This window comes from Peribacillus sp. NPDC097284 (assembly GCF_044761765.1).
Classification (GTDB): Bacteria; Bacillota; Bacilli; order Bacillales; family DSM-1321; genus Peribacillus.
The window spans coordinates 1132137-1151426 of the sequence record NZ_JBIWCZ010000001.1 but is presented as its reverse complement, the minus strand read 5'-3'; the positions used below and the strand labels follow the sequence as shown (position 1 = coordinate 1151426).

General features: G+C 44.6%; 15 protein-coding genes and 1 other annotated feature. Of the genes, 9 read left to right on the top strand and 6 right to left on the bottom strand.

The annotated features are described in order from the left end of the window. Positions 1-748 (top strand): transposase (locus ACIQXU_RS05720; protein WP_402987324.1); only part of this gene is annotated, 748 nt, incomplete at its 5' end. A 239-nt stretch (positions 749-987) separates the two neighbouring features. Here ACIQXU_RS05720 and ACIQXU_RS05715 read toward each other — a convergent pair. Further along, positions 988-1506: a gamma carbonic anhydrase gene (locus ACIQXU_RS05715; protein ID WP_402987422.1), complete on the bottom strand. Its 519-nt coding sequence runs from the start codon at positions 1504-1506 to the stop codon at positions 988-990. 214 nt (positions 1507-1720) lie between these two features. Between ACIQXU_RS05715 and ACIQXU_RS05710 the strand changes: the two genes are divergently transcribed. Beyond that, positions 1721-2524: an alpha/beta hydrolase gene (locus tag ACIQXU_RS05710; protein WP_402875113.1), complete on the top strand. Its 804-nt coding sequence runs from the start codon at positions 1721-1723 to the stop codon at positions 2522-2524. Between the two features lie 60 nt (positions 2525-2584). Then, positions 2585-2776, top strand: a complete 192-nt coding sequence (locus ACIQXU_RS05705; protein ID WP_402987322.1) for a hypothetical protein — start codon at positions 2585-2587, stop codon at positions 2774-2776. A gap of 77 nt (positions 2777-2853) precedes the next feature. On the opposite strand, the gene mnmM is transcribed toward ACIQXU_RS05705, so the two are convergent. Then, positions 2854-3426 carry a tRNA 5-(aminomethyl)-2-thiouridylate-methyltransferase MnmM gene (gene mnmM / locus ACIQXU_RS05700; RefSeq protein WP_402987319.1) on the bottom strand — a complete coding sequence of 191 codons (573 nt, stop codon included), beginning with the start codon at positions 3424-3426 and terminating at the stop codon, positions 2854-2856. After that, entirely contained in the window at positions 3423-4388 is a 966-nt protein-coding gene (gene mnmL, locus ACIQXU_RS05695) for a tRNA modification radical SAM protein MnmL/YtqA (RefSeq protein WP_402987316.1), read from the bottom strand. Before mnmL ends, mnmM begins: the two co-directional genes overlap by 4 nt. Before the next feature lie 164 nt (positions 4389-4552). Here mnmL and ACIQXU_RS05690 point away from each other — a divergent pair, with 164 nt between their 5' ends. The 5 genes from ACIQXU_RS05690 (at position 4553) to ACIQXU_RS05670 (ending at position 12247) form a co-directional block, all read left to right on the top strand. Further along, positions 4553-5056 carry an SMI1/KNR4 family protein gene (locus ACIQXU_RS05690; RefSeq protein WP_402875102.1) on the top strand — a complete coding sequence of 168 codons (504 nt, stop codon included), beginning with the start codon at positions 4553-4555 and terminating at the stop codon, positions 5054-5056. An 87-nt stretch (positions 5057-5143) separates the two neighbouring features. Continuing rightward, complete coding sequence (locus tag ACIQXU_RS05685; protein ID WP_402875099.1) at positions 5144-5407, top strand: DUF2524 family protein; 264 nt, start codon at positions 5144-5146, stop codon at positions 5405-5407. A gap of 159 nt (positions 5408-5566) precedes the next feature. After that, positions 5567-5795 (top strand) — a binding site (T-box leader). 54 nt (positions 5796-5849) lie between these two features. Then, on the top strand, positions 5850-8264 hold the full coding sequence (leuS, locus tag ACIQXU_RS05680; RefSeq protein WP_402987313.1) for a leucine--tRNA ligase: 2415 nt from the start codon (positions 5850-5852) through the stop codon (positions 8262-8264). 155 nt (positions 8265-8419) lie between these two features. Continuing rightward, on the top strand, positions 8420-8905 hold the full coding sequence (locus ACIQXU_RS05675) for a GNAT family N-acetyltransferase (RefSeq protein ID WP_402987310.1): 486 nt from the start codon (positions 8420-8422) through the stop codon (positions 8903-8905). Positions 8906-9337: 432 nt separating this feature from the next. Then, a complete protein-coding gene (locus ACIQXU_RS05670) occupies positions 9338-12247 on the top strand; it encodes a S8 family peptidase (protein WP_402987307.1) in 2910 nt (969 codons plus the stop codon). A 141-nt stretch (positions 12248-12388) separates the two neighbouring features. On the opposite strand, the gene ACIQXU_RS05665 is transcribed toward ACIQXU_RS05670, so the two are convergent. The 3 genes from ACIQXU_RS05665 to gltC form a co-directional block, all read right to left on the bottom strand. Next, positions 12389-12973: a hypothetical protein gene (locus ACIQXU_RS05665; protein ID WP_402987304.1), complete on the bottom strand. Its 585-nt coding sequence runs from the start codon at positions 12971-12973 to the stop codon at positions 12389-12391. A 126-nt stretch (positions 12974-13099) separates the two neighbouring features. Continuing rightward, on the bottom strand, positions 13100-13621 hold the full coding sequence (locus ACIQXU_RS05660; protein ID WP_402987301.1) for a spore coat protein: 522 nt from the start codon (positions 13619-13621) through the stop codon (positions 13100-13102). 82 nt (positions 13622-13703) lie between these two features. After that, positions 13704-14606 (bottom strand): glutamate biosynthesis transcriptional regulator GltC, encoded by a 903-nt coding sequence (gene gltC, locus ACIQXU_RS05655; protein ID WP_402875078.1) that lies wholly within the window; start codon positions 14604-14606, stop codon positions 13704-13706. 133 nt (positions 14607-14739) lie between these two features. Here gltC and gltB point away from each other — a divergent pair, with 133 nt between their 5' ends. Then, on the top strand, positions 14740-19287 hold the full coding sequence (gene gltB / locus ACIQXU_RS05650; protein WP_402987299.1) for a glutamate synthase large subunit: 4548 nt from the start codon (positions 14740-14742) through the stop codon (positions 19285-19287). Positions 19288-19290: the final 3 nt, after the last annotated feature.

Below are 19290 nucleotides of genomic sequence, written 5' to 3'. Positions count from 1 at the left end.
CAAAGAAAGTACAACAGATCCTGAGAGTGGTTACTATGTGAAAGATGAACGGACAAAACAGTTTGCCTATTCATTTCACACGGCTGCAGACCGAAATGGTTTTGTATTAGGGACAATTGTAACACCTGGAAATACGCATGATAGCCATATGTTAGAGCCACTGGTAGAACAAGTGATTGAGAAAGTTGGAAAACCTGAAGCTGTTGCCGCAGATGCAGCTTATAAAACGCCAGCCATTACAAGCTATCTTTTTGGCAAAGAAATCACGCCGGCATTACCCTATACACGACCACGCACAAAAGAAGGATTCTTCCGCAAACATGAGTATGTTTATGATGAACATTTTGACTGTTACCTTTGCCCATCGGGCGAGGTTTTAAAGTACTCAACAACAAATAAAGAGGGATATCGCGAGTATAAATCTCCCAAACACATTTGTAAGACATGTTCATTTTTATCACAGTGTACAGAAAGCAAAGACCACCAAAAAGTGGTGACGCGCCATATTTGGCAAGAAAATATGGAAGAAGCAGATCACCTGCGTCATCATCAAGATGTAAAACCTATCTATGCGAAACGCAAGGAAACGATTGAGCGTGTATTCGCAGATGCAAAAGAAAAGCATGGTATGCGTTGGACTACTTTAAGGGGACTTAAAAAATTGTCGATGCAGGCGATGCTTACTTTCGCTGCCATGAATTTAAAGAAGATGGCCAATTGGACATGGCAAGGTCCGAAAATAGCCTAACAAAGTGGGCTCGTAGAGACCTATATTCTAAATTTTGAGCGAAATTTCAAGAAAATATCAAAAAGGGGTCCGGAATGAAATCATTCCGGACCCCTTTTGTCGACAAACTGAAGGTGCCTTGCTTTAATGCAAGGCACCTTTTTTGATGGGCAAAAATAGGATTAAATATGGGTACCTAGGGAATAATTCAAGGAATCCTATTTTTAGCTAAGCGTTTTTTTGTAATCCTACGATCCGTGTTACTTTATTCGTTCAGCCTGTTTATAGAGTTGTCCTTTTTCAGCATATTCCCGGACGATGCGATCCATATCCTGGCGATCTTCTTCATTAATTTCACGAACGACTTTGGCCGGCCTTCCAAAGGCTAAGGTGTTCGGCGGGATAACCTTTCCTTGGGGGACAAGGCTTCCTGCACCGATGAAGGCACCTTCACCGATTTCCGCTCCATCAAGGATGATCGAACCCATGCCGATGAGGGCTCTCTTTCGAATTTTGCAGCTATGTAGAATGACTTGGTGGCCAATGGTCACTTCATCTTCGATTATCAGTGGGTTATTGGGACTTTGATGAAGTACGCTGTTATCTTGCACGCTTACTCTTTTCCCGATGATGGTGGGTGCCACATCGCCGCGAATGACGGTATTGAACCAGATCGTTGATTCATCACCGATTTTGACATCGCCTGTCACGACGGCATTTTCAGCAAGATAGGCGCTTTCGGAAATTTCTGGTTCCATGCCTTTGAATGGATAAATAATCAATTTTCATCATTTCCTTTCCGAAGTGGATAATTTTGCTGTATTATTTTAATATACCGTATCAAAATAGCCTTGGCTACTATTTGATTGAGCACAATTAATTAGGTTTCGTTTTTGTCGAAAACCGAAAATGTGGTTATAATTTACCATATAGATTATTTTTCATTCTGCATGGAACGTATACAACTAGAGAAAAGTGAAAGGGGGATTTCGAATGTGGAAATGGGAGACGGACGGAGATGCAAAAGGCGTCATCGTCATTATTCATGGGGCAATGGAGCATCATGGCCGTTACAAGTGGTTAACACAAATGTGGCTTTCAGCCGGATACCATGTCGTCATGGGCGACCTACCCGGGCAGGGAATGACGACACGCGCCTTCCGGGGGCATATCGATTCCTTTGACGAATATTTAGAAGAAGTAAAAAGCTGGATTGAAGATGCATACGATTATTCCCTTCCTGTCTTTTTATTAGGACATAGCATGGGTGGGTTGATTGCGATCCGCCTGCTTCAGGAGGAAGAATGGGACATCGCGGGGGTCATTTTATCATCGCCATGCCTCGGTCTGATGACGCATCCTCCCAAATACTTAACCGCCATTTCACACGGCATGAATATCGTGATGCCAAAATTCCGGGTGGATTCTGGGTTAACTCCCCAAATGGCGACGAGGAATTCGGAAATCCGTGAATCGGATACGAACGATACATTGTACATTACCAAAGTTTCCGTTCGCTGGTATCGGGAGCTTGTACAGGCAATGAAGGATGCTTTTGAAGAGATTCCGGAGTTTCAGGACGTGCCTTTACTGATGATGCAGGGCGGAGATGACAAGGTCGTCAACAAAAAGGCAGTCCGGGAGTGGTTCAACTATAACTTGGCCAGCGAAAAGCAATACAAGGAATGGCCGAAACTATATCATGAAATTTTCAATGAACCGGAGCGGGATGACGTATTTCAATATGCACTGAGTTTCGTTGAAAACCGGTTGAAGATATTGGGCTATGTCGTTTAAATAAGAAAAAAGCTGCTGAGAAACTTCAGCAGCTTTTTGTTTTGGAGGAATTTGTAAGACATGTTCGAACGGCTTCAATTCTTCCATCGTGTTCTATCTTCGGTCAATGCAGTCAGGCTGGTGACGAATTGGCCAAATGATTCACTTGTATCCCGTTTGATTTTCTCAGTCAATAAATCTGCCCTGCCAGTAACGAAGTCGATAATTGTTCCATGTTTCTACATCCACTTATCGATTTTTTTCTCATTATAATAGGTATAAATTCAAAATTCAAAAAATTCGGTCGGATTTACAAAAACACCACCGTTTATTGAACGGTGGTGTGTGTTCTACCTTTTTTCTATCGCAATGAGGAACGGAGGTGAATGAACTTGGTTGATGAAGTCGTATTTCAGGACATGGGCTTTTTGTTGAGACAGGTTCTGTACATAGTGCATCAACGCATCCCGTTCCGCCTCTCCTCCTGGATGGCCGTGATAGATGACGAGGACGATGATGCCCTCCGGCGCCATCATGTCGAACAGTTTTTCAAGAGAAGCGATTGTCGTATCGGCTTGCGTGATGATTGATTTATCGCCTCCAGGGAGATAGCCAAGGTTGTAGATGGCCCCGGTGATCTTTCCCGCATGTTCCCCGGTGATATACGTATCGAGCTGTTCATGTCCATCGTGGACGAGGGTGCAACGCTTTTGTAAATGTTCCGTTTCCAATTTATTCGCGGTAGTGTGAATGGCTTGCTCTTGAATGTCAAAACTATAGACATGACCGGTTTCGCCGACCAATTGGGCGAGAAAGACGGTATCATGGCCGTTGCCCATCGTTCCATCAACGGTGATGTCCCCTTGTTGAACGGCTCTCTCAAGAAGTAGCTTCGCAAAATCCAAAACGCGATCCAGCTTCATGGTGATGGGACCTCCTCTGATTGATAATGTTTTCCCTGCCAGCTATTGCGGCGTTTCAGTTCGGCATCGATGGCGTTCAGGACATCCCATTTATTGACGCTCCACATCGGCCCAATCATCAAGTCTATGGGGCCATCGCCGGTAATGCGGTGGACGATCATTTCTGGGGGAATGACTTCCAACTGATCGCATACGAGATTTACATAATCGTCCCGTTCAAGAAATTCAAGCATTCCTTTTTCATATTGCTTGACCATCGGCGTTCCTTTCAGAAGGTGAAGCAGGTGGATCTTGATTCCCTGCACATCCAGTTTAGCGACTTCACGTGCGGTCTCCATCATCATTACATAATCTTCGTTAGGCAAACCATTGATGATGTGGGTACAGACCCGGATCCCGTGTTTACGCAGTTTATCGACGCCTTCCTTGTAGCAAGCATAGTCGTGGGCCCGGTTGATCAAGTTCCCCGTTTCATCATGGACCGTCTGCAGGCCAAGCTCGACCCAAAGATAGGTACGTTGATTCAGTTCGGCTAGATAGTCGACTACATCATCAGGCAGGCAGTCCGGGCGTGTCGCGATGGAAAGCCCGACCACTCCATCCTGAGTGAGGACGCTTTCGTACTTTTCACGAAGTTCTGCCACGGGGGCGTGCGTGTTCGTGAACGCTTGGAAATAGGCCATATACTTGCCGTCTTTCCATTTGTGGTGCATTTTTTCACTGACTTTCTTAAATTGGACATCAAGCGGTTCGACGCGATCGCCTGCAAAATCCCCCGATCCTGCGGCACTGCAGAAGGTGCAGCCGCCATGTGCGACTGTGCCATCACGGTTCGGACAGTCGAAACCGCCGTCAAGCGCAACTTTGAAAACTTTATGGCCAAAGTGATGGCGTAAATGGTAATTCCAAGTATGATATCGTTTGTTATCCGTTGCATATATAAACGGGTTTGCTTGATCCATATCAGCAACCTCCTACGTGTAATAAAGCGCAACCTATATTATACAACATTCCGGAGAATAGGTCTTTTTCTTAAAAAAGAAGCGTATAATGTATCTTGAAGGTTAATTTTAGATAGTTAAACAGGTGTGTTCGTTTATCTAAATTGAGTCGGGAGCTGATGAATATGACCGTTCAAGTAGAAGAAGTCATAAATCAAATGAAAAAGAAATTAGCAGAAAATAACCAGGTGCTAGAAGTCAATGATGACGGGACTGTGTTCAATGCAACGTGTACCTTCAATTCTCCTGCCTCGGACGAACAAATCCTCGCTTTTGAGGAAAAGACCGGTTTGCTGCTGCCAGATGAATATAAAGCATTTTTGAAGATAACGAATGGCTGCCGCCTGTTCGATCATGTTGAATCCGGGGGCGAAAATGATCTATACAGCCTCGAGGATATCATAAATTACACGTATGAAGAAGATTATGAAGGCTGTTATAAGGTGGCCTGCATTTATCAAGATAATATTGTGATCCATGGAAATGACGTGGCCAAAGGCAAGCAGGATTATATCATGGTAAAAGGTCATATCGATGATTTCGATGAAAGCAAGCCGCTTCATATGGGTTTCGCGGAGTGGCTGGAGCAATTCATTTCCCATCAAGGGGTAAAGTTCTGGGATAAGTGAAAAAAAATGATAATCCTCCCGTTCTTAGTTCAAACTAATTGTGATGATGTAATGTCATCCAAATGAACGTGAAGGAGAGGGTTTGAAATGGCAACAAGACAATCCGTTGGTCAGTTATTGGAGCAATGCGAAGGGGCTCTCCGATTTGCAGATTATGAATATAACGAAGCATCAAGGCTGGGCCATTACAGTGATGAGGAATTCCAGAAGTCACAGCTTTATATCGAAGAGGCTTTGACGAACTTGGACAAAATGTATGGAAGTGCGGATGCCCAGCAACGGGATATGCTTCAAAGGATGCAACAGCAATTGAATGATATAAAGAATGATATGATTTTATTGCGTCATTAAAGGTGTATGTGGGGGCTATGGAAGCATAGCTCCCTTTTCCAATGTGCACGATTTTGAATGGTGATGCATATATAATGAAAAACCTGGAGATAATGTTGGTGACCGGCTATTGCAATTATCGGTAAAATTGACTAGAATGAAATAAAATCAAATATTCTTATAAAGACTATGAAGAGAAGTAGTAGCAATTAGAACCAGTTTAGAGAGTTGACGGATGGTGCAAGTCAACCTGGATTGATTGTGAACTCGTCTTGGAGTCACAGGTGTGAAGCTATAGTAATGCCTGGCGTCCAATCCACGTTACGGAACTTTTAAGCTGGGCGATTGTTTGTTGTCGCCAATGTGGGTGGTACCGCGGGAAGATATACATAATCCTCTCGTCCCAATTTGGGATGAGGGGTTTTTTATTGTTTTTTTTATACGGAAAATAGGAGGAAGTCTAATGAGTTTTGAACATAGAAGCATAGAAACGAAATGGCAGCAATATTGGGAAGCGAACAAAACGTTTAAAACGGGAGAAGATAGCGGCAAACGTAAATTCTACGCGCTGGATATGTTCCCCTATCCATCTGGAGCGGGTCTTCACGTTGGACATCCGGAAGGTTACACGGCGAGTGATATTCTGGCACGGATGAAACGGGCGCAAGGGTACAATGTGCTCCATCCAATCGGCTGGGATGCATTCGGTCTTCCAGCAGAGCAGTACGCAATCGATACCGGGAATGACCCGGCTGAATTCACGGAACACAACATCAACACGTTCCGCCGCCAAATCAAGGCGCTTGGTTTCTCTTATGACTGGGATCGTGAAATCAATACGACGGACCCGGAATATTATAAATGGACACAATGGATTTTCTTGAAATTATACGAAAAAGGCCTTGCCTATATCGATGAAGTCGCTGTGAACTGGTGCCCGGCACTTGGTACGGTTTTAGCGAATGAAGAAGTCATCGATGGGAAAAGTGAACGTGGCGGACATCCGGTCGAACGCCGTCCAATGAAGCAGTGGATGTTGCGCATCACGGCTTATGCCGACCGTCTGATCGACGATTTGGATGATGTGGATTGGCCAGAAAACATCAAGGATATGCAACGTAACTGGATCGGCCGTTCTGAAGGGGCTGAAGTCACGTTCACGATCGATGGATTCGATGAATCATTCACGGTGTTCACGACGCGTCCGGATACATTATTCGGTGCAAGCTATGCGGTTCTTGCTCCAGAGCATCCTTTCGTGGATAAGATCACGACATCCGAACAACGTGCTGCCGTTGACGCCTATTTAGACGAAGTGAAACATAAAAGTGACCTGGAAAGAACGGACCTTGCAAAAGATAAATCAGGCGTGTTCACGGGTGCTTATGCAATCAATCCGGTCAATGGCGAAAAGATGCCGATCTGGATTGCTGATTATGTATTGATCAGCTATGGAACGGGTGCAATCATGGCGGTTCCTGCTCATGATGAACGTGATTATGAATTCGCAGTCAAATTCGACTTGCCAATCAAAGAAGTCGTAGCTGGTGGAGATGTGACGAAAGAAGCCTATACGGGCGACGGACTTCATGTGAACTCCGGATTCCTGGATGGAATGAATAAAGAAGAAGGCATCACGGCCATGATTAAATGGTTGGAAGAAAAAGCGATTGGTACGAAAAAAATTACGTACCGCCTTCGCGACTGGTTGTTCAGCCGCCAACGTTACTGGGGTGAGCCAATTCCAATCATCCATTGGGAAGATGGCACCATGTCAGCACTTAAGGAAGAAGAGCTTCCATTACTTCTACCTAAGGCAACGGACATCAAGCCTTCAGGAACGGGTGAATCACCACTTGCGAACATCACGGATTGGGTGAATGTAGTTGACGAAAACGGACGTAAAGGCCGTCGTGAGACGAATACCATGCCACAATGGGCAGGTAGTAGCTGGTACTTCCTTCGTTATATCGATCCGGACAATACGGAAGCTCTTGCCGATCCGGAAAAATTGAAAGAATGGATGCCGGTCGACATTTATATCGGTGGTGCCGAGCATGCCGTGCTTCACTTATTGTACGCGCGCTTCTGGCATAAATTCTTGTATGACATCGGTGTCGTACCAACGAAAGAACCGTTCCAAAACTTATTCAACCAAGGGATGATCCTTGGCGAGAATAATGAAAAAATGAGTAAATCAAAAGGGAATGTCGTGAACCCTGATGACATCGTGGAAAGCCATGGTGCGGATACGCTTCGCATGTACGAAATGTTCATGGGGCCATTGGATGCATCCATTGCCTGGTCGACAAACGGATTGGACGGTTCACGCCGATTCCTGGATCGCGTCTGGCGCTTACTTGTCAATGAAGACGGTACGATGACCGATAAATTGGTCGAAACGGATGACAGTGGCAAGCTTGAAAAAGTGTATCACCAAACTGTCAAAAAAGTGACCGAGAACTATGAAGAATTGAAATTCAATACGGCAATTTCACAGCTGATGGTATTCATCAACGATGCCTACAAAGCGGAAGCACTTCCGAAAGAATATATCGAAGGCTTCGTGAAATTGTTAGCACCGGCTGCACCACATATCTCAGAAGAACTTTGGTCTAAGCTGGGTCATTTTGAAAGTATCGCTTACGGAACATGGCCTGCGTTCGACGAAGCGAAGCTCGTCGATAACGAAGTGGAGATCGTCATTCAAATCAACGGAAAAGTCAAAGCCAAACTTATGGTGCCGACTGATACGACGAAAGAAAAACTCGAAGAAATCGCGATGGGCGAAGACGCCATCAAAGAACAGATTGATGGTAAAACCATCCGCAAAGTCATTGCCGTACCTGGCAAATTAGTCAACATCGTCGCAAACTAACAATCAAAAGAGTTGCCCCGCATATTGTGCCGGGGTAGCTCTTTTTTTGTGTTGCCTTGGAAAGGGACATTCGTCGATTTATAAATACTAGGACCATATTATGATATGTATTTTTATGGTAATATGTAATGAAAAACCAAGGAGCAATCATAACTATGGAAAAAGTTCATGACGTGGAGTTAAAACATTTTTCGAATGAATATTTTGACGTATTACATTCCTTTGAACTTCCTGAAGAACAAGGGCAGTTCACAGCATTACCAAGCAAGATTTTAGAGGTGAAAGAAGGACAACATCGTATTGTTATTTTATGTGAGGATGAGCCTGTAGGCTTCTTTCTATTACATTCAACGGAACGAGTTAAGGTGTACTCGGATAATCCGAAAGCGATGCTCTTAACTGCATTATCTGTTAACCATGCAAAGCAAGGAAATGGTTATGCTAAACAAGCGATGCTCTTACTAAGTGATTTTGTTAAATCAGAATTTCCTTACTGTGATGAAATCGTTTTAGCAGTTAATCATAAAAATGTTCCTGCTCAACGACTGTATGCAAAAGTAGGTTTTACTGATACAGGTAAGAGAAAAACCGGTCCGATTGGTGAACAGTTTGTCATGCATTTATCGGTGAAGAATACGTAACTCTTCTAACTTTCGCGAGCTAACCTGTAATAGAGAGATAGAATGAATCGGTCAATAATCGAGCGTTTTAATTGAATAAAAAAGGGATCTTCGCTGAAGATTCTTTTTTTGCCGATGATAGTTGATTATGTACCTAAGAACAAAGCTTCCCAAAACGCAGATGAAGAAAGTGGAAGAAGCAAGATTCGAGATTCGGACACATATGGGTGATATGGGCGGAATCCTAAGTGAATGGGGAAGAAATAGTAGGAAAACCCTGTTCTTATAAAAAGCAGAATAGCTAGATTCAAAGATACGTATTAGTGCAAAATGCCTGTTTATTCCTTGGAGTCTACCATTCTCAAGTTATTGCCAAAAAAATGGTTGATAATATTTAACAGTGTGATAATTTGGTATAGTAAAGCATTTTTAGCAATTTTAGGAGGGTAACTATTGAACGTTAAAAAGGTAAGTCGATTTACGGTATGTGTACTTATATTTTCACTTGTTTTTGGCATGTTGATTCCACAAAGATCCCAGGCTGCGACAGATGCATCAAAAATCATACAAGCAGCACCTTCCATTAAAAGTGGGGAAACGGTTGAAGGCACTTTTGACAAGCCTGAGACCCATTGGCTCCAGATCACCCCAACGAAAGATGATACTAATCAGTTTTCCCATGTTGAGTTCGATGTAGAATCGGACGATTATCTTAATATTTCAGTCTATCCTACTTTAGAAAAAGCAGAGAAAGATGAAACGTATGATAACTACCGGGCAACTAGTGGCCCTGAAGAAAAGGCCGTCATCGACTTCCCGTTCGGTTGGGAAGGAAGCTATTATGTAAAAATAGAGTATTTCGGTGAAGTGGATGAAGAGGGCCTATCATTACCGGAAGCGGAGAATAAGACGGCTTACAAAATACATGCACAATCCGTTAAATTGCCTCCTTCCGCAACATCGGACGAACTTGGAATGGATTCATGTCCAGTGGAGTTAAGCGCTGTAGGAAAATCTACGGGTAAAAACCTATTGAGTGAAATTCGCAAGTTCAGAGATGGAGTTCTTTCCAAGTCAGAGGAAGGACGCGCCCTATCTTCCTTGTATTATAAGGCTGCACCATTCTTGGTCCTTGATATGGCCGGCAGCAAGAGCAAAAGAGACAATGTATACAACAATCTAGTAATCCTTCAACCTCTTATTGCGGACCTTAATGAAAATGGGGAAAGCAGTACGGCAGTCATTTCAAATAAACAGCAACAAGCGATTAAAGAATTGTTCGATGTGACGGTCGATGCCGTTCCAGCTTCACTGAAAAAAGAAATGAACGGCATTGCGGATAAAATCGGCATCAATAACCTCGCAGGCGAGCGCGTTGTCGATATCGCAAGCAAAGCGGGTTATAAGCTACCGGCTTCCAAAAGCATCACGAGCAAGTATATCGTCAAGATGAAACCGGGTAAAAAACTGACTTCGGTTCAAACCAAGGTACAAAGCTATGGAACGTTCTCGACCTTCAAAAAACAAGATGTCATCCTCGATGATACATATGTGGTGGAGTTAAAGGGAACGGGCAAGATGAGCGCAACGGCCCTTACACAGGTTGAAAACCTCTCGGATGTAGAGTATATCGAGCCGGTTAAAACGTATAAAGCCCTTTCGAATGATATTCAATCACCGTATCAATGGTCCTTGAACAATGAGGGGCGTGAAGTAAGTAAAAAAGGCGCTGACATCCATAATGACGAATTGCAGAAACTTATTAAGAATCGCGATCTGAAAGAGACATTGGTTGCGGTAATCGATACAGGCGTCGATAATACGCTCGCGGATTTAAAAGACAAAGTCAATATGGGACAAGGCAAGAACTTCATCGATCCGAAAGTGGACGCGATCGATGATAATGGACATGGTACACATGTTTCAGGCATCATCGCAGCCCAGTCGAATAATGGATATTCCATGGAGGGAATCAATCCATTGGCCAAAATCCTTCCGGTCAAGGTCCTTGATTCTTCAGGAGCAGGGGACACGGAAAAAATTGCAGCCGGAATCATTTATGCGGCAGACAAGGGAGCAAAGGTCATTAACTTAAGTTTGGGCGGGTCTTATAGCCGGACCATCGAGTATGCCCTGAATTACGCAGCATCCAAAGGTGTCGTGATCGTGGCCGCAAGCGGGAATGAAGCCAGCATGCTTTCTTATCCGGCTTCTTCTAAATATGTGATATCCGTCGGGGCAACCAATGCCTATGATATCGTTTCGGATTATTCCAACTTTGGGCCGACACTTGATTTGGTGGCACCTGGAACAGGGATCCCAAGTCTTATGCCAAACGGAAATGTCACGTTAATGGATGGGACATCGATGGCAACACCACATGTCGCAGCAGTTGCCGCGTTATTACTATCCGGTAATCCAGGATTGAAAATAAATGACGTACGCACCATCCTTCATGAAACATCCGATTACATTGCCTTCAAGGAAGAAGACAATGAAGGAATGGATCAGGATTATACAGATGAAGGAGAGCCGATAGCACCAGCCGTCGACAGGGATTATGTTTCAGGGTTTGGAAGGCTGAATGGCTTTAGTGCACTTAGTAAAGTGGACCTGAAAGCTGCAGTGAACCCGATTCTTGATAATCAAACGAAGCTGACAGGAACGGCAAAAGCAGGTTCAAAAGTGGAAGTGAAAAACGGAAGCAAAACAATCGGAACAGCGGTGACTTCAGCCAAAGGTACGTTCAGTGTTGCAATTCCAGTTCAAAAGGCCGATCAACGCCTAAACGTCGTGATTTCGGATTCTTCTAAAGTCGCTGTCTCTTCAATCAAGCTGTTTGTGAAGAAGGGGGAAACTCCTAAAGCACCTACTGTGAAGGCAGTAAGTGACAAAGATACGTTTGTAACAGGAAAAGCAACGGCGGGAATCGCGATTTCCATCAAGAATAGCGCCAAAAAAGTAATCGGCAAAGGCAACGCAGACAGCAAAGGGAATTACAAAGTAAAAATCAGTAAACAAAAAGCAGGGACAAAACTCTCCATCACAGCTACTGACGCGGCGAAACGGGAAAGTAAAGCAGCGAAAGTGACTGTATTGGACAAAACGGCACCAAGTGCACCGAAAGTCGACAAAGTAACGGACAAATCAAAAAAAGTAACCGGTAAAGCGGAAGCGGGATCGACGGTTACGGTCAAGTACAAAGATAAGAAGATCGGATCGGCCAAAGCTGATAACAAAGGGAAATATACCGTGAAAATCAGCAAGAAAAAAGCAGGTTCGACCTTGTCCGTCACAGCAAAAGATAAAGCGGGCAATACAGGCAAAGCTACGAAAGTGACTGTGAAGAAATATAAAAAGTAAAATGTTAACTGAAACGGCATGTCTCCTTGTTTGAAATAACTAACAAGGGACATGCCGTTTTTTTCTTGAACCTCTAATAGGATGACGACAAAAAAGCCTATCAAAATAGTTTTGATAGGCTTTCATTATGTACACGATAAACTAGAAATTAATAGAAAGAGAATCTTTCAATTCCTGTAACAGTTCAGGGTGCTTCGCAATCGAAACATAGGTTTTTTCCTGATCTTCCTTTGACTTGTTCGATAAGTCCGTCTTCACTAACATGACTTGCCCATCTTCAAAGAAAAATACACTAAATTTGTTGTTTTCGTCCTTGAATAATTCAAAAAAATATGTGGTTTCTTCTAAGGTGGCCATGGAGTAATCTAGTAGTTCCGCTGCGTCATTATTCTTTTTCACTTCAATCTTATCCATTTTGTCAATGAAGGTCCTGATATCTTTCTGTTCTGTCATGACTTTATGATAGTCTTCAGGATCAAGACTGGGATCATTCTGATTTGAAAGTAGTGCAGAAAGCTTTTTATAGCTTTCTTGATTCGGTATGTCTAGCTTGACGGATTTCGTATTCTCTTCGGTTTTTTCCTCAGGCTGTTTTTTTTCTTCCGTTTTGTTCTCTGTCTTATTTTCGGTTTGTTCTTTAGTTACGGTTTCCTCATTTTCTGAAGCACAGGCACTTAAGAATAGAGAAAGGCCGATACAAAAGAAAATCATTTTAAAGAATCTCATGGTTTAATCCCCTCCGGCTTATCATTCTACCATATAAAGGGTTATATTACATATTTATCTTATTTGGTGTTTAGGGAAAATAAAAAGGTAAGTGGAGGCGATCGATTTCCACTTACCTTTTTTCGTTCATAATTGGGACAAAGCTTTTTTGGCAGTCTTCACGTCGTTTTGGAGAAGCTGGTTGAAATCATAAGCTGGATAGAGATCTCTTTCATATAGATAGTTGAAAATTCTTGCGTGATTATCGATGGCCCCATTTAATTGCTTTTTAAAGACCTTCCGTAGTGAAGGGGTGGCCGTTTCAGTTATGGCAGTCGCATAATTTTTGATGGAGGATTTGGCTAGCCCGAGTAGATCCCCGGCAGCCATTGCCGATGCATCATCTCTTATTTCATCCCCTTGCATTATTTCTCCCATACGATCGTCCTCTTCCCGATTGGCATCAGGCGTTAACGGATAAAACTGCAACAACTCCATGATGTTTTGCGTAAGCGAATTGATCATGTGTTTGTAGTGTGTTTTTAAAACCGGGTCTTTTATTTCTGGATAGGCTTTTTTTAATTTCATAAGGGCATTGGACTGTGAAGCTACTAATTCATGAAGCTCAAGTGTTTCATGCCAAGCAAGATGTGAATGTGTGGGTGTCATGTTAATACCTCCTGAACATATTGTCTCGATACAGTATTCAAGAGGTGGGCATTTCGGAAGTTATCCCATTATTGAGAATATATCATTGGTATTGCTCCAACCTTGCAAAGAATTTTTTAACAAACTCGTAAAATACCTTTTCTGATGGGGCAAGTTCTCGATTCCTTGGAGAGATGATACCGACTGTCCGTTTGACTGAAGGCGTTTCAATGGGAATTTTGACGGTCATCCTCGGAACGATTTCATAGAAGGTGCTATCAGGCAGGAGGCTGACCCCGATTCCAGCGGACACAAGCCCTTTTATGGAATCCATGTCTTCCCCTTCCGAAGCGATGTTCGGCGTGAAGCCGGCCTGCTTACAAGCTTCGATGGCAAGGGTGTTCAAGACGTAACCTTTGGGGAACAGCACAAAAGGATCATTCCGCAGGTCGCTTAGGCGCAGGCTCTTTCTTTCAGCCAGCGGATGGGTGATGGGAAGTAGGGCGGACACGTTTTCGGTGAATAAGATATGGCCGTCGATATCAGGATCTTTCGTAGGGACCGGCCCTAGGAAGGCCAAGCCGATTTCACGGTTTTTCACGGCATCCATTAAGTAGGAGTAGGAACCTTGTTTCAAATGAAATGAGATGTTCGGCTGTTCATCTTTAAAAGCGGAAATGACAGTCGGCAACAAATAGGTGGAGAGGCTTGTCGGGAACCCGATTTTAATCATTCCATGTTCCGGATCCAGGAATTCCTCGATTTGATATTTGGCATATTCAATGGACTTTATCGCCGTTTTGGCATGAACCAGGAATATTCGTCCAATCGGTGTTAATTGAATGTTCCGGCCGATTTTCTCGAATAACGTGACGCCGAGTTCTTCTTCCAGTCTAGCAATCTGGCGACTGATGGCCGATTGGGCAATATGTAGGTGTTCGGCGGCTTCAGAGACGTGTTCCCTCTCCGCAACCTCGACGAAATAACGCAATTGACGTAGTTCCATTTACTCATCTCCTTCCACCTATCTCAAAGTGAGATAGATTTTGGCTTAATTATATATTGTTTATATTGATTTGAAAACCTAGAATAATATGTAAGTGACATAACGGTGTAAGAAATAAGAGGGGGGAAAACGTATGACATACAATCAATTACCAAAAGCACAAGGTCTTTACCGTCCGGAATTTGAACATGATGCATGTGGGATCGGTTTATACGCTCATTTAAAGGGGCTAGCTACACATGATATCGTCAAGCAAGGACTGCAGATGCTGTGCCAATTAGACCACCGCGGTGGACAAGGGAGCGATCCTCTAACAGGGGATGGAGCAGGATTGATGGTGCAAATTCCTGATAAGTATTTCAAGCTGACTTGCCCGGAAATGAATTTGCCGGCAAAAGGACGCTATGGTGTGGGCATGCTCTTTTTTTCCAACGATGATGCTGAACGAAATGAGATTGAAGCGCGTCTGAATTCATTAATCGAACAAGAGGGTCAAACGCTTCTAGGCTGGAGAACGGTTCCTGTGGATGCAGGGAAATTAGGGGACGTCGGCAAAGAAACATGCCCGACGATCCGACAGGTGTTCATCGGGGCAAGTGATGACGTTACAGAAGACTTGGCTTTCGAACGCAAGTTATTCATCATCAGGAAACAGGCTGAAAACTGGGCGAGGGAACGTGGAAACCGTTTTTATTTTGCGAGTCTTTCCAGTGCGACGATCGTTTACAAGGGATTGCTGACACCGGAACAAGTCGATGCTTTTTATCTTGATTTGCAGCATGAAGATTTTTTGTCCGCTTTCGCTTTAGTGCATTCCCGCTTTAGTACCAACACATTCCCTAGCTGGGAACGGGCCCATCCAAACCGCTACTTGATCCATAATGGGGAGATCAATACGCTTCGGGGCAATGTCAACTGGATGAAAGCGCGTGAACAGCAGTTCGTCTCGGAAGCTTTCGGGGATGATTTACAAAAGGTCCTTCCTATCTTGGATACGGATGGAAGCGACTCATCCATTTTGGATAACGCCCTTGAATTCTTCGTCCTGGCAGGCCGCAAGCCGGCGCATGCAGCGATGATGCTGATTCCTGAACCATGGACGGAAAATCCGCATATGACCAAGGAAAAGAAAGCCTTTTACGAATACCACAGCATGTTGATGGAGCCTTGGGATGGCCCGACGGCGATTTCGTTCACGAATGGGAAACAAATCGGGGCGATCCTAGACCGTAACGGATTAAGACCTGCCCGTTATTATGTGACCAAAGATGACTACATCATTTTCTCCTCTGAAGTCGGCGTAATCGAAGTCGAGCCGGAAAATGTATTATATAAAGAGCGTTTAAGCCCAGGCAGGATGCTTCTACTTGATTTAGAGGAAGGCCGCATCATCTCGGATGAAGAAATCAAATCCGAAATGGCAAACGAACAACCGTATCAAAAGTGGCTGGACGACCAGATTGTGCAGTTGACGGACGAAGAGCCGGTCGATGTGGAACCTCTATCCGATTTGGTTTTCCGTCAAAAAGCGTTCGGCTATACGTATGAAGACGTACAAAAATATTTGTTGCCGGTCATTAAGGAAGGAAAAGATCCACTTGGCTCGATGGGGAACGATATTCCGTTGGCGGTATTGGCCGATGGTCCGCAATCGCTTTTCAATTACTTCAAGCAATCCTTTGCCCAGGTGACCAACCCACCAATCGATTCGCTTCGTGAACAAATCGTTACGTCAACGATGACGTTTCTAGGGGCAGAAGGCGACTTACTGAATCCGAATGAAAAGAATAGCCATCGCATTCAATTGGATACACCGGTATTGACGCCAGGCCATATGAATCAGCTAAAAGAAAATAACTACCCGGAATTCAAAAGTAGGGTCATTGAGACTTTATTTTCTGAAGATTTGGAACTTGAATTAAATCGAATATGCCGGGAAGCGGAGCAAGCGATAACGGAAGGCATCAGCCTATTGATTTTATCCGATAAGAACATGAGCGAAGAGCGTGCTGCGATTCCTCCATTATTGGCGGCCAGTGCCCTTCACCAAGAGCTTATTCGTCATGGGAACCGGACGAAGGTCAGCATCATCGTCGAAACCGGAGAGGCAAGGGAGGTCCATCACTTTGCGGCTTTGATTGGATATGGGGTGGATGCCATTTATCCGTATCTTGCTTTTGAAACGTATAAGCAGGCAGTCGCAGACGGCAGTTTAACGATCAGTTACGAGAAAACGGTCAGCAAATATGTGAAAGCCGTGACGGAAGGCATCGTCAAGATCATGTCGAAGATGGGAATTTCCACGGTCCAAAGTTACCGTGGAGCCCAAATTTTCGAAGCGGTCGGAATTAGTGCGAATGTGATTGAACGCTATTTCAGTGGTACAGCGTCACAGCTTAGTGGGATTGAATTGGAGACCATTGCAGAAGAAGCATTGATCCGTCACCAACGGGCTGTCGTCGATCTTTCCAATCAGACGCTTGAAGCGGGCAGTGATTTTCAATATCGGGCAAATGGTCAGCATCATGCGTTCAACCCGAAAACGATTCATACGTTGCAATGGGCGTGCCGAAAAGGTGATTACAGCCTATTTAAGCAATATTCCCAGTTGGCGAATGAAGAGCGACTTGGATTTTTGCGGAATTTATTCTCATTCAATCAAAAGAACCAAAGTATCTCCATAGATGAAGTGGAATCCGTGGAATCCATCGTGCGCCGCTTCAAAACAGGGGCCATGTCATTTGGGTCGTTAAGTCAGGAAGCCCATGAAACATTGGCGATTGCGATGAACCGTTTAGGCGGAAAAAGTAATAGTGGAGAAGGCGGGGAACATCCGAATCGGTATGAAATCGATGAAAACGGTGATAGCCGCCGCAGTGGAATCAAGCAGATTGCATCCGGTCGTTTTGGTGTGAAAAGCCATTATCTCGTGAATGCTGATGAGCTTCAAATTAAGATGGCACAAGGAGCGAAACCGGGTGAAGGTGGGCAGTTGCCTGGGAATAAGGTATACCCTTGGGTAGCCGAAGTTCGTGGATCCACGCCAGGCGTCGGTCTGATTTCACCACCGCCACATCATGATATTTATTCGATTGAAGATTTGGCGCAATTGATCCATGACTTGAAAAATGCCAATCGCGAGGCAAGGATCAGCGTCAAGCTGGTATCGAAAGCGGGAGTCGGTACGATTGCCGCAGGTGTTGCCAAAGGAGCAGCCGATGTAATTGTCATCAGCGGATATGATGGGGGAACGGGTGCCTCGCCTAAAACGAGCATCAAGCATACTGGACTGCCGTGGGAGCTTGGTCTTGCCGAAGCCCATCAGACCTTGATGCTGAACGGTCTACGTAGTCGAGTCGTCCTTGAAACGGACGGAAAGCTGATGACTGGCCGTGACGTGGTCATGGCGGCGATACTTGGTGCCGAAGAGTTCGGTTTCGCAACCGCTCCACTAGTCGTACTTGGTTGTGTGATGATGCGCGCGTGCCACTTGGATACATGTCCAGTAGGTGTAGCTACACAAAACCCTGAGCTACGGAGCAAATTTGCCGGAGATCCGGATCATGTCGTGAATTTCATGCGTTTCATTGCAGAGGAAGTTCGTGAAACGATGGCTGAACTAGGGTTCAAAACGGTTGACGAAATGGTTGGCCGCACGGATGTTTTACAGGTGAGCGAGCGGGCCAAGGCTCATTGGAAAACGAAACACCTGGACTTATCGACCCTTCTTTTCCAACCGGAAGGAATCCGTACGTTCCAGCATCCGCAAAATCATAAAATCGAAGAATCCTTGGATGTCAGGGAAATCCTCCCTGCTGTACAGCCTGCCCTTGAGGACCAAACTCAAGTGGACGCAAGTTTCCCAATCACAAACGTGAATCGCGTGGTTGGAACGATCGTCGGCAGTGAAGTTTCCAAACGATATGGTGAGGAAGGACTGCCGGAAGATACGATCACCCTTCGCTTCACGGGATCAGCCGGTCAAAGCTTCGGTGCCTTCATACCGAAGGGGATGTCGATGTATTTGACAGGTGATGTCAATGACTATATCGGTAAAGGATTATCCGGAGGGAAATTGGTCGTCACATCTCCACCTGGAAATCAGATGGAAGCGGGCGATAATGTGATTGCCGGGAATATTGCCCTATATGGTGCCACAAGCGGGGAAGCATACATCAACGGACGTGCCGGTGAGCGTTTTGCGGTCCGGAATAGCGGCGTACATGTCGTCGTCGAGGGAATTGGCGACCATGGTTGCGAGTATATGACAGGCGGTCGTGTCGTGATTCTGGGGGATGTCGGGAAAAACTTTGCAGCCGGTATGTCAGGCGGTATTGCCTATGTACTTGCAGACGAAGTGGAAGCATTCAAAGCCTTGTGTAACCCAGAAATGATCGAATTCGAAACGCTTGACGACATAAAAGATAGTAATGAAGTAAAAGAATTGATTTCGAACCACCTGCATTATACAGAGAGTGCGAAAGCCTCCTATGTGCTGGAGAACTGGAACGATCTTGTGAAAAGGTTCGTTAAAGTCATTCCGAAGGATTACAAGCGGATGATGAATAGCATCGAGGAACATAAGCAAGCTGGTCTATCGAAAGAAGAAGCCTTCATGAGTGCGTTTCAGGCCAATGCGCTCCAAGGTAAAAAATCCACCAAACAAGCTGTGATGCTGTAAGGA